1 protein-coding gene and 1 pseudogene are annotated in these 369 nt (G+C 43.4%); both read left to right on the top strand.

The features are described 5' to 3' along the window. Positions 1-147, top strand: a pseudogene (locus tag BCT49_RS26330) (inovirus Gp2 family protein); the annotation flags it as partial. A gap of 67 nt (positions 148-214) precedes the next feature. Then, positions 215-369 (top strand): AlpA family transcriptional regulator (locus BCT49_RS04660; protein ID WP_102434339.1); only part of this gene is annotated, 155 nt, incomplete at its 3' end.

The raw sequence follows: 369 nt of genomic DNA, 5'->3' as shown, positions 1-369 counted from the left end.
TTATTTAACGACCGAGGTAACTACGGCTTAGGGACGCGCTGCAAGAGTAAAAGTAGCGTAGTAAAGAACAATGTATTTCACCGCATGAGCCGTTTAGCTGAGGCATGGGAAGAAGAGCATTACTGTTTTGGCTCTAGCGAGGATTAACCCCACCGCACTTTTTTACAGCGGTGGCTTATCTCATGGGTATATACAAAATACAGGAGCATTCCCAATGAGATTCTTAAGATTAAAAGACGTAATCGCAGCAACAGGGTTAAGCCGTTCAACTATCTACAAGTTTATGGATGAAGAAGTCTTTCCTAAAACCATTCCATTGGGAGGAAGAGCAGTAGCGTGGCTAGAGAGTGAAATCGAAGAATGGATGGA

The sequence above is a fragment of the Vibrio lentus genome (genome assembly GCF_002875945.1).
In the GTDB taxonomy this organism is placed as follows: domain Bacteria; phylum Pseudomonadota; class Gammaproteobacteria; order Enterobacterales; family Vibrionaceae; genus Vibrio; species Vibrio apostichopi.
Note: the sequence above shows the minus strand (reverse complement) of the source record. Positions and strands in the feature narration are given on the sequence as shown.